This is a genomic window from Zobellia uliginosa (assembly GCF_018860745.1).
Taxonomy (GTDB): Bacteria; Bacteroidota; Bacteroidia; order Flavobacteriales; family Flavobacteriaceae; genus Zobellia; species Zobellia uliginosa_B.
Map to the genome: position 1 here is coordinate 833,890 of NZ_JAHKPY010000003.1, position 13,624 is coordinate 847,513.

At 39.0% G+C, this 13,624-nt stretch carries 13 protein-coding genes; 7 read left to right on the forward strand and 6 right to left on the reverse strand.

What is annotated here, in order from left to right; genetic code table 11:
* Nucleotides 1-204 precede the first annotated feature (204 nt).
* Nucleotides 205-1,755: an SDR family oxidoreductase gene (locus KO521_RS07380; RefSeq protein WP_215939253.1), complete on the forward strand. Its 1,551-nt coding sequence runs from the start codon at nt 205-207 to the stop codon at nt 1,753-1,755.
* A 13-nt stretch (nt 1,756-1,768) separates the two neighbouring features.
* On the opposite strand, the gene KO521_RS07385 is transcribed toward KO521_RS07380, so the two are convergent.
* The 3 genes from KO521_RS07385 to KO521_RS07395 form a co-directional block, all read right to left on the reverse strand.
* Nucleotides 1,769-2,380: a DEAD/DEAH box helicase gene (locus tag KO521_RS07385; protein ID WP_215939254.1), complete on the reverse strand. Its 612-nt coding sequence runs from the start codon at nt 2,378-2,380 to the stop codon at nt 1,769-1,771.
* 199 nt (nt 2,381-2,579) lie between these two features.
* Nucleotides 2,580-3,065, reverse strand: coding sequence for a hypothetical protein (locus KO521_RS07390; RefSeq protein ID WP_215939255.1), 486 nt, complete (start codon nt 3,063-3,065; stop codon nt 2,580-2,582).
* A gap of 143 nt (nt 3,066-3,208) precedes the next feature.
* Entirely contained in the window at nt 3,209-4,108 is a 900-nt protein-coding gene (locus KO521_RS07395) for an EamA family transporter (protein WP_215939256.1), read from the reverse strand.
* Between the two features lie 226 nt (nt 4,109-4,334).
* Here KO521_RS07395 and KO521_RS07400 point away from each other — a divergent pair, with 226 nt between their 5' ends.
* From KO521_RS07400 to KO521_RS07420, 5 genes are all read left to right on the forward strand, one after another.
* Nucleotides 4,335-5,543: a patatin-like phospholipase family protein gene (locus KO521_RS07400; RefSeq protein WP_215939257.1), complete on the forward strand. Its 1,209-nt coding sequence runs from the start codon at nt 4,335-4,337 to the stop codon at nt 5,541-5,543.
* Nucleotides 5,544-5,775: 232 nt separating this feature from the next.
* A complete protein-coding gene (locus KO521_RS07405; RefSeq protein WP_215939258.1) occupies nt 5,776-6,531 on the forward strand; it encodes an HNH endonuclease in 756 nt (251 codons plus the stop codon).
* Nucleotides 6,528-7,283 carry an HpaII family restriction endonuclease gene (locus tag KO521_RS07410; protein WP_215939259.1) on the forward strand — a complete coding sequence of 252 codons (756 nt, stop codon included), beginning with the start codon at nt 6,528-6,530 and terminating at the stop codon, nt 7,281-7,283. The genes KO521_RS07405 and KO521_RS07410 overlap by 4 nt, the downstream gene beginning before the upstream one ends.
* A gap of 215 nt (nt 7,284-7,498) precedes the next feature.
* Entirely contained in the window at nt 7,499-8,767 is a 1,269-nt protein-coding gene (locus KO521_RS07415; protein ID WP_215939260.1) for a DUF2130 domain-containing protein, read from the forward strand.
* Nucleotides 8,768-8,958: 191 nt separating this feature from the next.
* The gene (locus KO521_RS07420) at nt 8,959-10,434 is read left to right on the forward strand and encodes a T9SS type A sorting domain-containing protein (RefSeq protein WP_215939261.1); all 1,476 of its coding nucleotides are present in this window, start codon (nt 8,959-8,961) and stop codon (nt 10,432-10,434) included.
* A gap of 37 nt (nt 10,435-10,471) precedes the next feature.
* Here KO521_RS07420 and KO521_RS07425 read toward each other — a convergent pair whose 3' ends face one another.
* The 3 genes from KO521_RS07425 to KO521_RS07435 are packed head-to-tail and all read right to left on the reverse strand — an operon-like array spanning nt 10,472 to nt 12,844.
* Complete coding sequence (locus tag KO521_RS07425; protein WP_194530527.1) at nt 10,472-10,792, reverse strand: DUF1330 domain-containing protein; 321 nt, start codon at nt 10,790-10,792, stop codon at nt 10,472-10,474.
* 6 nt (nt 10,793-10,798) lie between these two features.
* Nucleotides 10,799-11,860: a Glu/Leu/Phe/Val dehydrogenase dimerization domain-containing protein gene (locus KO521_RS07430; protein WP_215939262.1), complete on the reverse strand. Its 1,062-nt coding sequence runs from the start codon at nt 11,858-11,860 to the stop codon at nt 10,799-10,801.
* A gap of 9 nt (nt 11,861-11,869) precedes the next feature.
* Nucleotides 11,870-12,844, reverse strand: a complete 975-nt coding sequence (locus KO521_RS07435; RefSeq protein WP_215939263.1) for a quinone oxidoreductase family protein — start codon at nt 12,842-12,844, stop codon at nt 11,870-11,872.
* Nucleotides 12,845-12,949: 105 nt separating this feature from the next.
* On the opposite strand from KO521_RS07435, the gene KO521_RS07440 reads away from it, so the two are divergent.
* Complete coding sequence (locus KO521_RS07440; protein ID WP_252729920.1) at nt 12,950-13,405, forward strand: MarR family winged helix-turn-helix transcriptional regulator; 456 nt, start codon at nt 12,950-12,952, stop codon at nt 13,403-13,405.
* Nucleotides 13,406-13,624: the final 219 nt, after the last annotated feature.

A 13,624-nucleotide genomic window follows, 5' to 3' on the forward strand; every position in this document is an offset into this window, starting at 1 on the left:
TCTTTATTTTGTGTTGTGAACAAGTCTTTAGTTAAAGTAGGAATTAGTTAAAAGCTTGTTCTTATTCATAAGTTTGGGTTTCATGGAGCCAAGATGCATAAAATAAAACACTGCGTTTACATAAAGTACAGGGAATAAAGATGTAATTTCGCGCGGCATAAAATGTGATTGAGCGGTGGTTTACTGCGGATAAAAATAGGCAGAATGAAGAGTGAAGAATTGGATGGTTCCCAAGAGATTTCTTTAGACGAAGTAAAACAAGCAATTACCGTTCTAGAGCGATTGGTGGCAGATACCAATCAGATATTTGAAATTCCAAAAGAACAACGTACCGCTTTGATAAAAGCTTCCGGACAGTTGTCCAGACCTAGTCGCGAAGAATTTTCCCGTCGTAAAAAAGATGCCAAAAAAGCGGCAAAACGCAAGCAAGCGGCAAAGGACAAAAGTGCACGCGCAGAAACGGGAATCCGCTATGCACGTGAGTCTTCGGTATTCGTAGCTCCAAAATTATTGGCTGCTGCAGACTTGGCACAAAAAGAGATGGGTGAACTGAAATCACCACGTGATTGCTACGTCTGTAAAGCAAAATTCACCAAACTGCACCATTTCTATGACACCATGTGTACCGATTGTGGTGACCTCAATTACGCTAAACGTTTCCAAACTGCCGATGTAAAAGGGCAAGTGGCCGTTATTACCGGTTCTCGACTTAAAATCGGGTATCATATTTCTCTCATGTTATTACGTGGTGGCGCTACGGTTATTGCTACCACTCGTTTTCCGGTTGATTCCGCTTTACGTTTCTCTAAAGAGGAAGATTTTATGGAGTGGGGACATCGACTTAAAATACACGGACTGGATTTACGGCATATTCCCAGTGTGGAGATTTTTTGTAATTATATTGAGCAGAACTATGAGAAGCTGGATATTCTCATTAACAATGCAGCACAAACGGTACGCCGTCCTGCAGGGTTCTATGCGCATTTAATGCCCAATGAAGAACGTCCGTTCGAATCGTTACCGGAATTTGCCAAAGGGGTTTTAAAAGACCATATGAGCTGTTTAGAGGAATTGACTACTTTGACCTCTACGGCATCTTCCAATAAAAATATGCCGGTTTCATGGCATGGTCCAGAACCTGGTATCGGGCTACGCTCTTCTGCAAAATTGTCACAAATTCCGTATAGTTTTGATGCCAGTTTGGTTACGCAAGAAGTATTCCCTGAAAGTGAATTAGATGCCGATTTACAGCAAGTAGATTTACGTAAAACCAACAGCTGGCGCTTAAAACTTGGCGCCATTGAAACCACGGAAATGGTAGAAGTACAACTCGTAAACTCCGTGGCACCTTTTGTGTTGTGCAATCGACTTTCAGAAGTCATGAAAAAGGAAAATACGGGTCAGAAACACATCATAAATGTGACGGCTATGGAAGGTAAGTTCCATCGCTTTTTCAAAGAATCGCGACACCCGCATACCAATATGGCGAAAGCAGCCTTGAATATGTTGACACATACCGCAGCAGGTGACCTGGCCAAATACGGTATTTTTATGAATGCGGTAGATACCGGTTGGGTTACGGATGAAGACCCAGCGGAATTGGCCAAAAGAAAACAAGAAGTACACGATTTTCAGCCGCCATTGGATATTGTGGATGGTGCCGCGAGGGTAGTGGACCCGCTTTTTGACGGTATCAATACCGGTAAACACTGGTGTGGTAAATTCTTAAAAGATTACTTCCCTATTTCCTGGTAAACGTACTTCAGGTTTACGCTTTAATGGTTCTGGAGTGTTCCATAAAGTGTTCTTCTAAACGTTTTAATTGTGGATGCTCTTTTTCGGCATAAATTACGAATTGCGATTTCTTAATACTGGCTGCCATAGCGATCAATCCTGTGGCGTCTTTTTTATTGGAAAGAAATTCGGCATCATCAACACTTATGATTTTCAATTCGGAAATACTCACGCCATTGGTCAAAAACAGGCTATGAAGGGTTTTAGGGGTTGTAATCAGAATATCTATACCCATGTATATTTCGGACTTCTGTACGTCTATATGCAGCTGCTCGTAACTTGCATAGACTCGTAACGAAGAATATTTGGTATATTCATTAAAAGCCTCATATAACTCAAGTACTTTTTCTTTGTCAGCAACCATAATCACGGCCCTTGGCGCATCGCCCGCAGCTTCGCACTTTAATTTTTGTAAAGTGGTCAAAATTAGCGTGGTGGTTTTTCCGCTTCCTTTCTTCGCAAAAGCAAAAACATTGATACCACTTTTAATTACGGGAATGCTACTCTTTTGAAATGCCGTTGGCGTTTCTATTTCCAATCGCTCTAAATTTTCTAATAAGTGCGGGTGTAATTTTCTAAATGGCATATACTGTTCTACTAAAATTGTGGTTCTAAATCAAACGGATTCCAAAGTGCAAAGATAGGCACAACCAATTGGGAAAGTGAAATTTGTAAAGGAACTTATTTTGAGGGTATCTGTGAATTATGGTAGGTAGCACCAAACTTGCTTGAATTCTATTTCTTGGCATTGGTTCTACATCAAATAGCTATCAGCTTGACACTGATTATCGCCTCCTTTTTATTTGAATCCACTGATTAATTTGCCATGTAACACCCCACAGCACTAATATGAGCATTACGATATTTAAAATAATCTGTAATATAAAACCCGAAGTATCAAGGCTGGGCTCATTTTCTATTGCGTATCTGTCGGGTATATTTTTGTGATGCCAAACCCAAATAGAATCGTTCATGGGTAGATAGAATGGCGTAGCATCATAGATTTTAAAGAAATGTCTATAATCATCTTTATCCTGTTTCCAAATAAAAATATCTCCTTCCGGTGAGTCCAAACTAACTTTTTCTTTAGGATTGTTATAGTGAACGTCGTAACCATACAAAGTAGAACTTCCTCCAATAGAAGTACCAACAATTGGCTGAATAGAATCTACTCTAACCCTTAGTTTGGTAAACTCATTTTTATGATTGAGGTAAACAAACTTTTCCTTTAAATTAAGAACGGTAAAAGGGGTGAAGAAAAATAGAAACATAAAAAGGAGCGTGAGAATTACTTTTAAAACTTGTGATCCTTTTTTATTGATGTTGTTAGCCATAAAGAAAAACCAATATCTTGATGATGATTATATATCACAACGGTATTTATATATGGAATGTTATAGTCTCTTTATAACCCCTACGAATACAAAATCAAAAACACCCCAATCAAAATACCGGCTAACGGCACTAGTTTCTTGCGTTTGTTCTGTTCTTTAAAAATGAGTCCGCCTACCACTACGGCAATGATAATCTGGCTGCGTTTAATGGCGGAAAGCAGCATAATCAACGCATCTGGGTCTTGCAGGGCCTTAAAATAGAAGTAATCGGCTATTTGCAACAAGATGCCCACAAGCGGAATAGACCAGCGCCACTTGAACGCTCTTCGCTTCTCCGCATTCGGAAACCAGGTGATGCTCAGGATTACCAATAGAATAAGAATGGTATAGAAACAAAACCAGAATTGCAGCGTCTGCGGGTTCAAGGTAAGACTCTGAATGAGGAATTTATCGTACAGTCCACTGGAAGCGCCTAAAAAAGTAGCGCCGATAATAGCGAATATCCATTTGTTGCTTTTAAAATGGATGCCTTCCTTTTTACCGATTCTGGAATACAGCAGCACCGAAAAGATAATCAGAAAGAATCCTATCCATTGCCAGCCGTTGGGCTTTTCTTGGTAGATGGTAATCGCGCCGATAAAAGTAAAAAACGGACCGGCAGACCGTATGGGCGTAACAATAGTAATGGGCAGATGCTTTAGCGCTTGGTAGGCCAATAGCCATGAAGCCGCCATGATAGCGGACTTTATAAAAATGTATCCGTGGGTCTTTAAGGGAATATCGGTAACGAAGAGTTGTAAGCCCAACATCTTAGCGGGAAACCAAATGGAACCCAAGTAACACGGCAGCAGCAATAAGAAACCCGAAGAAATGGTGCCCAAAAGCACCGGAAAGACCTCGTTGCCCTGAACGGCATGTTTTTTAAGTAGGTTGTGAAACCCTAAGAATAAAGCGGCCAGAAGCCCAAGATACATCCACATAGCGGGCGCGAAGATATTGGTTTTTTAGGGTTTGAAGGGCATGTGAAAAGCAAGATTTTAAAAAAGCGGCCTCGTAGTTTTAAAGAACGTAAAATTGTTTTGCAAGCATACGGGCGCTTACGCCAATTCTTGCTTTCTATTACGCTTTTCTGTAACCGATTACTTATTAAATTTTAATATATTTAGTGACTACAAAGCAGTGTTTTCCTGAATTCTGAATAACAAGATGTATAAAATTTTATCTCTGGACGGTGGCGGTAGTTGGGCCATAATTCAATTGCTTACCCTTAGGGACCGCTACGGGAATATGAACGGTCATGAGGTGCTGCGCAAGTTTGACTTGGTAATCGCCAATTCCGGTGGTAGTATTGTTCTGGCTGCCTTGGCGGAGAATTATTCTATTGATAAGGCGATTAGCCTGTTTAAGGAGAAAGAAAACCGAGAACGCATTTTTTGTAAAAATGCCTTCTGGGACCGCTTTTTTCCGGTGGATTATTTGCGGTTTTTCGGCATTGGGTTCGGGCCAAAATATAGTGCGACAAAGAAAAAAGAAGCTTTTGAATATCTGTTTCCCGAAGTGGATAAGGTGCAGATGTCCGAACTGCCCAAAATCATTGGTAAATCATCCCTTAAAATCGTGGTTTGTACCTATGATGCACTCAACAACCGCGCTAAGTTTTTTAAATCCTACGCCTTAACGCCATCGCGATATGACTCGGTGCGGTTAACGCAGGCCATTAACGGTTCTTCCAATGCCCCGGTGCAGTATTTTGATTTTCCGGCACGCTTTAAAGCAAAAGAAAGCGGTGTGTTTTTTGAACTGTGGGATGGCGCCCTTGGCGGATTCAACAACCCTATTCTAGCGGGTATTATTGAGGCCTATAAACTGAAAGTGGACCTAAAGGACATGCAAATCGTTTCCTTGGGGACCAGTAACCCTCTAATGTCTTCGGATAAAAAAGAGACGTTTTGGAACTGGAAACTAGACACCCAGCAATACCGAAGAAAGAAATGGGCTTTTCATAAATTTAAACCGCAAGTGAGTTTCTTTATGGAAACCGTTTTTAACCAAGCCAAGACTATTTTATACCAACCGCCAGATACCGCCAATTATATGGCCATGATGTTTTTTAAAGCCACCACGGGCAAAGATTTGAACGAAAGCATCATAAGGCTATCGCCACTTGTTCATTTTGATGATAAACTCTCTACGGAAGCCGTACCGCTTATAAAACAACTCTATGAGCTGGATATGGACCTGACCAAAGACACACAGATAGACTTGCTCCTACAATGTTTTGAGGCTTGGAAAGCTGGAAAAATCTACAACCAACCTGTAGAATTTGAGGTGGAAAGAAACAATGATTTGTTATTTCTTTCAGGTGATAGATGGTATCAGGATGGGATGGATAGATGGGGTGAGTGGGAGCTTTAGAAATATAGTTAAGGCCCATAATATCTTTTTTTTGTATAATTTGCTTAGCTGTTTTCCAATACTATAGAGAAAATATATTTTAGTACAGTAAAATGTATTGTATGTGAAAATTGTTGAAGCTTTTGTTTGTACTTAAACTCTAGATGCGCCTATATATTATGATAAACTTATTAATTTACAGAATACTCAACTACACTATTGATTCCACACTTGTGTCCTAATTAACTTAAGAATGTCTAAAAATTATTGGTCAAGAGAAGAAACAATTGTTGCATTTAATGTGTATTGTAAAATACCGTTTAAAAGCAGTAGTAAAACTAATCCAACAATAATTAAATATGCAAATATTATCGGACGTTCCCCTTCTGCATTAAATATGAAAATAGGAAATTTTGGAAGACTGGACCCAGAATTAAAAAAGAAAGGTATTACAGGTTTAATAAATGGCAGCAAGCTGGAAGAAAAAGTATGGGATGAGTTTAATGGTAATTGGGAGAAATTAGTATTCGAAAGCGAGGAGTTAATAGAGAAATTTCAAAATAAAACAAATGAAAATTCTGTTTTGGAAAAATTTCCAGAAGGAAAAGAAATAGATACCATAGTTAAGAAAAGGGTAAATCAGAGCTTTTTCAGAAGTACTATTCTGTCTTCCTACAATTCAAAATGCTGTATCACGGGACTTTCAATTCCCGATTTTCTAGTTGCGAGTCATATAAAACCCTGGTCAAAAGATAAAGAAAATAGAATTAACCCACACAATGGTTTGTGTCTGAATTCAATTCATGACAGAGCTTTTGATAAAGGATACATAACAGTTACTCCAGAATTTAAAATAAAGATTTCAAAATACTTTGATAATTATTCTACAGATAAATCGGTATTCGAATTCTTCTTAAAGTATCAGAATCAAGAAATTTTAAAACCTGAAAGGTTTTTGCCAAAAAAAGAGTTTTTAGATTACCATTATCAAACAATATTTTTAAAATGATTGAATCTATTTATACATATAAAATAATTGAAGGCGTAACAATTATCTCCAATGGTGAAAATAAAATAAGTGTCTCAAATGAGGTTTTTAAATCTAAATCCGATAAATTATATAAACTGATTATAGATCAGTTTTTGTTCCAAGAAAATAATATCAAAACAATTACTTATAAGATTTCTGGCTCATCTAATAATCCAATTTCTGCAGAGCGTTTAATTGAAGTCAATAATATTAAAACAGGGCATAAGTACATAAAACTGAATAAATTAGGTTATAAAGTTGACTTTGATTCGTATGATGACAGTACGTTTAAGCTGAATCTACAGGTAATAGATAGTGCTTTACCAGAGATTATTGCACATGTTGTGAAGGATAAGTATGTAAGCAAAATAACAAAAATTACAGAGGTTATTGATAAATTGGAAGTTGATAACCCTATGAATTATGACCTAACTCAAGGTCATAAATTTTATGAATATAAATTAGTCAATTTTTTAGTTGAAGCAGCTACAGGTATGGCTTCAAAAGCTGTTTTGTTAGGGAAGTGCGATGTTGTAGATGGAATAATAATTGTTAAGCCTGATACTGAAATACGTTGCTATAATCTAATTGATTTCAATAAGTTTACACAATATCTTAAGAACTCATCTAGATTGAATAATTCATCAGGTTCTAAAATGGGTTGTGGTTCAGTAGTATATATGGAAGGTGGAGAGTCTTTCGTAAAACTGAATTTTCAAATTAAAGCGTAATGAAAGACAAAGAGTTTAAAATGAGTTTTGCACATAAAACCCATTGAACATCTAGGGTTTAAAATGCATTCTCATGTGCCATCTGCCTTTGCTGAACAAATTACCAATCCCTATTTCTAGATTGGATACTAAACTACAAACGATGATTTGGAAATAGTAAATAGTACCTTTGAAAGGTCTGCAAAGGTGAATATTTAGAGAATTAATAAGAATACATGAAAGAAGATACTCAAATAAAATGCCCAAACTGTGGTACATCAATAGATGTACAAGATATTTTGGCGCATCAACTTGAAGAAGAAATCAAACAAAAATATCAGTCTCAAATAGCAGAAGAAAAGAAACGCTATGAATTTGAGCAAGAAAAACTGAGACGTGAAAAAGCGGAGTTTCTAGAGAAGAAAAAGCAAGAGAACGAGCTTTTTCAAGAACGATTGGAAAATCAGTTAAAAGAGGGCAAGAAAGAGATAGAATCCAAACTTAAACTCAAATTAAAAGAAGAGCAGTCTGAACAGTTTAATGCTTTGCAAAAAGAACTGAACGAGAAATCTGAGCAAATAAAAGAGCTCAATAGAACCAAGGCCGAAATTGAAAAGCTTAAACGCGAAAAATCCGAGCTAAAAGAGATTGCAGAAGCAGAATCTCAAAAGAAATTGAACGAGATTCTTATTGCAGAGAAAGAGAAAATCAAAAAATCCGAAGAAGATAAAAATGAATTGCGTTTTAAAGAAATGCAAAAGCAATTAGAAGACCAGAAGAAGCTTACCGAGGAAATGAAACGTAAGCAGGAGCAGGGTTCTATGCAATTGCAAGGCGAAGTGCAAGAACTGGCCATTGAGGAATGGTTGGCTGCGCAATTTCCTTTAGATTCCATTGAGGAAATCAAGAAAGGGGCCCGTGGCGGAGATTGTATTCAGGTTGTGAATACCCGTGCCGCTCAGAACTGTGGTTCCATCTATTATGAAAGCAAACGTACCAAAGATTTTCAGCCTACTTGGATAGAAAAGTTCAAAGCGGATATTAGAGATAGAGGCGCCAATATTGGTGTTTTGGTCACCGAGGTCATGCCATCTGGCATGGATAGAATGGGCTTACGAGATGGCATCTGGATTTGCAACTATGATGAATTCAAAGGGCTTTGTGCCGTTCTTAGAGAAACCATTGTGAAGTTGGATACCGCTATGAGTTCCCAAGAAAACAAGGGGGACAAAATGGATATGCTGTACACCTTTCTTACGGGAAATACGTTTCGCATGCAAGTAGAGGCCATTGTAGAAGGGTTTACCCAAATGAAATCGGATTTAGAGAGCGAGAAACGCTCAATGCAACGTATTTGGAAGCAGCGTGAAAAGCAAATTGAGAAAGTGGTTACGAATACCATAGATATGTACGGCTCTATAAAAGGGATTGCCGGAAACGCCATACAATCGGTTAAAGCATTGGAATTACCGGGTGGTGATGAGGATGATGAACTACTTTTCTAGCAGCAAGAGAATCCTGTAGCTTATTTAGTAGATTATCATAAAAACCACGGTAACGACAACATAATAAAACCCTTCTAAACTATATTCAAAATCAAATTTATACAGCAACATTTGTTTGAAGTTTGCGTTAATTTAAAGCTTTGTTGAAGCACACACGTAAATTGAAATATAGTCCCCAAAAACAACCTACCATGAAGTTTTTATCCATTATTTGGATGTTCCTAGTCATGTCCGTTTTCCCAATGTTCGGTCAAAGTCCAGAAGAACTTCCTTTATTTTCAATGCCCCAATTGACCTATGAAGGCGCATTTCGTATCAGTTCACATTCCAATGGTGTTTCCAACCTCAACTACAATCAAGGACCCATTGCCTATAATTATGAAAACCATTCCCTTTATATTGTTGGTCATTCGCACCACCAGGCCATAGCGGAATATGCGATTCCAGAAATCATAAAGAGCGAAACCCTTTCAGAATTGAATATGGTAGAAACGCCCATTCAGGTTTTTAGTTCCGTATTAACGAAAACAAATGACGGAAACCCTCAGAAAATCAATAGTGTAGGAGGGATGTATTATGTAAACCATGGCGGACAGGCCAAATTGATCGTGAACGGTTATGAATATTATGATGCACCGGCAGATAATACCATGACTACGGTAATCATTGAGGATGCCAATGCCATTGAAACTTCCCCAGTTAGTGGTTACTATAGTTTTAAAGGCGGTGCCGGCCATACTTCTGGATGGATTTCCCCAGTACCGGAAGCGTGGAAAGAAGCATTGGAAGGTTCGCATATTACGGGTCAGTCCAGTGGAATCCCCATTATATCCAGGGCCAGTGTGGGGCCGTCTGCATTTTCCTTTGAAATGAGTGATGCTTTGAACGCGGTAACATCCATAGAAACCAATACTTTGTTAGACTTTAGTTTGTCCAATCCCTTGAATAAGGATTTGAGCAACGAATCTAAAACCAACAATATCTGGACGCATCTATCCAGGGCCACCTACGGTTTTATCGTACCCGGAACCCGAACGTATTTGACCCTAGGTAATAGTGGCGGCCACGAAAGTGGCGTATGCTACAAGTGTACCCAAGACAATGGTAACCTATGTGGCGGATATTGCCCGCCTGTGGCTAGTGATAGGTATCAATACTACTGGCTGTGGGATATGAACGATTTAATGGCCGTAAAAAACGGAACGCTAAAAGCATATGAGGTAATGCCCTATAATCATGGCCTTTTTGAGTCCCCTTTTCAAGAAACGGGAAATAAAGGTATTGGTGGCGGTAGTTTTGACCCCAGTACCGGAAACCTCTATTTGACCATACAAAGTGGCGATATGGAACAAGGTACCTACTCAAATCCACCAGTTGTGGCCGTGTATAATACCAATGGCAGTGTTTCCGAAAATGAAATCTTGGAACATGTAGAGGTAACCATGTATCCTAATCCCACTTCTGATATCCTTAATATTGAGGGAATGGTTTCGGAATCGGTCATTCAAATCACTGATATGAACGGAAAACAGGTTAAAAGTATTACTACAAGTAAGTCTTCTTATCCTTTTGATATGAGTAGTTTATCCGAAGGAATGTATGTGGTTTCCGTACGAAATGTTGCTAAGTTTACCGTACACACCGAAAAGGTGTTAAAAGTAGATTAGGCTGATATCAACTTACTAAAACCGAACCTTTAAAACCTTAAATTTTAGGGTCGGGATTTAAGGTGTTTTCTCCACCATCCTGTACCAAAAGCATATTCATTGTAGAAGAAGCGTGACGGTATTTTACGGCCTCTTGGTATTCAGGGTCCGCAAACCAGTCATCTACGCTCTTTCTATTAGGAAACTCTAAAATTACCATTCTATCATTGTATGGTGTTCCTTCTACCGTAGAAACCGCTTCTCCACGCGTTAGGAATTTACCCCCGTATTTCTCCACTGTTTTAGGGGTTCTATCGGTATATTTTCGGTAGGTTTCAAAATCGTGAATAGTCATCATTGCAATTACATAGGTAGCCATAGGTTTTTATTTATTTGTGTTGGTCTTAGCATGGTTCATCCGGTCTTTGGCAATTTCGTCCGCCACTTCGGAAGTCGGTCGTTTTTCGTTTTTCGCTTTTTTCAAAAGGTTTAAGATGATATCGTATAAACCCGAAACCCGTTCTTTGGAGTCTTCCATTGTAGGTTTTGAGAATATTCTAGATCCCGCACCCATCATTCCGCCGGCATTGATTACATAATCGGGTACATAGGTAATTCCCAATTCCATAAGCTGTTTTCCGTGTGCAGCGGTAGCCAATTGATTATTGGCAAGTCCGGAAATGGCTTTGGCCTTTATTTCATTGATAGTAGCATCATTGATGATAGCACCCATAGCACAGGGAGCAAAAATATCTACTTCGGCAGCATGTATTTCTTTAGGGGAAACGGCCGTTGCTCCATAGGCTTTCACAACAAAATCCACCGCTTCTTGATTTACATCTGCCACCACCAATTGTGCACCTGCCTCATGCAAAAGTCGGGATAATTCTCTTCCTGTGGCTCCTAACCCTTGAATAGCGACCTTTTTTTGCGATAGATCAGTAGAGTTCCATAGGTGCATTGCTGCGGCTCTAATGCCTGTAAATCCACCAAAAGCGGTAAATAAAGAGGGGTTGAAACCAGTAGGGTATTGGCTTGCCCTGGCAAATATAAAATCGCAATTTTCAGCTAATACATCTGCATCTTCAGGACCTACGCCTACATCAATAGCGGTCCAATACCTTCCGTTTAAATGCTGGACATGTTTTGAGAACGCCCGTAACAATTGCTTTTTATTAGGCGTGTTGGGGTCTGTAATAATAACACATTTGCCGCCGCCCAATGGCAGTCCTGCGATGGCATTTTTATAGCTCATGCCTTCTGAGAGACGAAGTACATCTGTAAGTGCATCGTCATAGGTTTCGTAGGGATACATGCGGCATCCTCCCGCCGCAGGGCCTAAAGCGGTATTATGAATGGCGATTATGGCATGTAGGCCCACACTGGCGTCATGACAATATATTACTTGCTCATGGTCATTAAAATCTTTGTGGTTGAAAACGGACATATTGTTAGTTTATGGAATGAGTACAATGGATTGGGTGAGTGTTCTAGAGGTAAGTAGCTCGTGTGCTTTTGAAGCCTCTTTCAATGGCATTTGAAGTGGTTCGGTAGTTTTGATGTCGCCCTCTTTAATTGCCTTAAAGAGGGTCTGGCTCATATGCAAAAGTTCTTGCCGTTTGCGGACATAATGAAAAATCATAGGACGGGAAAGGGTAGCGGATTTCTTGGCCAGCATGGAAACCTCAAAGTTTTCGATAGGTCCTGATGATTGTCCAAAATTCACCAAATGGCCTCCAAAATCTAGGGAAGCCAGTGAATCGTAAAAAGTATCTTTCCCAACACTATCGTATATGATTCTCAGGCCTGTACCGTTGGTAACATCCATAACGCGGTCATAGACATTTTCTTCCCTGTACCGTATAATATGGTCACAGCCCTTGTTTTTTGCGATTTCGGCCTTGACATCCGACCCTACTGTACCAAAAACCGTTGCCCCCCTGTTTTTTGCTTCCTGAACCAAAAGTTGACCTACACCGCCCGCAGCAGCATGAACAAGAATAGCATCCCCTTTTTTAATCCGGGCCACTTTATTCGCAAGCATTTGTACCGTTAGCCCTTTAAGAATGACTGAGGCAGCGATAACATCACTTATACCGTCGGGAATGGGGACAGCTATAGCTGCAGGAAGGCTTCGTTCAGAAGCATAACCGCCGTAACTGGAAGTAATGTACGCAACACGGTCGCCTATAGAAAAAGAAGTAACCTCACTGCCAATTTTTGTAATGACGCCGGCACCTTCAATTCCAGGAATTCCTGGTAAAGAGAGTGTTTTATACAACCCGGAACGTACATAAATATCATGAAAATTAATACCGATTGCCGTTTGCCGAATCACTATTTCATCTGGTTTGGGTGTAATAGGAGAGAGGTCTGTTAATTTTAATACCTCTGGAGCACCATAACTGGATATTTGAATAGCTTTTGCCATATTCTTGTTTTCGGATTAATTATAAAGGGAATATAAAATACTTGCTTTAGGCAAATATAAATATTAATACTTGACAAAAGCAAGTAATTAATGTAGATTTGGATTATGGGATTAGAAACGATAGATCGGATACGGGCATTCAATAGATATTATGTTAGGGCGATAGGGCTATTGGAAAATACCGTAGTCAAGAGTGGTTATACGCTTACGGAAGCACACATCATCAATGAAGTGAATGCCACACCGAACACCACGGCAACGGAAATCAATAAAAAGTTGAAGCTGGACGAGGGATATTTGAGTAGGGTAATCAAAAAATTAATTTCTAACTCCCTTTTAACAAAATCACGCTCCGCAACGGACAAACGTGCGTACGTGATTAACTTAACCGAAAAGGGGAGAACGGAATATCAAAAACTGGATAGTCGTTCTACGGAATTAGTAGCCTCTAATATTAGCAATCTAGATAGTAAAGAGACTGTAGAACTTGCCAACCTCATGGATAGGATTCAGTTTCTTTTAGAGAAAAATACTTCGCTAGAGAAGGACATTATAAGCTGAGCAATTTAGCTACTCTTAAAATTCCGAAACTTCGCGTAACGTCATCCTTTATTACCTCTAAAATTACAACCAAAGATTTGGAATAGGAAGATATTAAAAATTAATAAGAAGTATTACTCTTATAGAATTCTATGTGAGGTTAAGTATTTGTATTAGTGTGATTTAAAATATTACATTTAAAGCTAAATATTAATATTCTGAATCTGTAAACTGACTGTA